We start from the raw sequence: 541 nt of genomic DNA, 5'->3' as shown, positions 1-541 counted from the left end.
AGTCTGAAGTGTGAAGAACTTTCATTTTGCGCTCTTAAAAAACCATAAGAGCGCCAATATACCCAAGGCAATTAAAGATGCAAGTATCGCTTTAGGTTAAAGTATACCAAGCTATAAAAATAACGGGCAAAGCAGCGAGCGCGATTGTTAAAGGCCACTTTAATGCTTTGGCTTTTTTAGCTTGTAATACTTGCAGTGCATTAGTTTCATTACAAGCAGCGACTTTATCAATATACAGATAACCCGAGTTTATATACTGCTTACAATTTTGCACGTCTGCTGGTATTGCAATTAGTTTTTGCTGCTTTTTTAGGACATAAAAATCCATAAACTCACCACACTTGTTACGACTAGTTAGAACAAAAAATATTTGAGAGAAACGCTAAAAAAATGCTCTCAAATTAAAAAAGTGGGCGATTCTAATTACAAACTATAGTAAAGATCAACCTAAAACTGCGTTATTTAGCTTTTTTAATGAAAATAGCTGTGTTTTTTGCTTTTATCTCTACTTTTAGTGATAGCCAGTGTGTTTTGTAAACCC

At 34.0% G+C, this 541-nt stretch carries 1 protein-coding gene; it reads right to left on the bottom strand.

Annotated elements, in window-relative coordinates; translation table 11 throughout:
* Window positions 1–91: 91 nt before the first annotated feature.
* Window positions 92–328: a hypothetical protein gene (locus tag PSH48_RS20760; protein ID WP_013462818.1), complete on the bottom strand. Its 237-nt coding sequence runs from the start codon at window positions 326–328 to the stop codon at window positions 92–94.
* Window positions 329–541 lie beyond the last annotated feature (213 nt).

Source organism: Pseudoalteromonas sp. Angola-4, assembly GCF_028599265.1.
Classification (GTDB): domain Bacteria; phylum Pseudomonadota; class Gammaproteobacteria; order Enterobacterales; family Alteromonadaceae; genus Pseudoalteromonas; species Pseudoalteromonas atlantica.
This window is presented reverse-complemented; position numbering and strand designations above follow the sequence as displayed.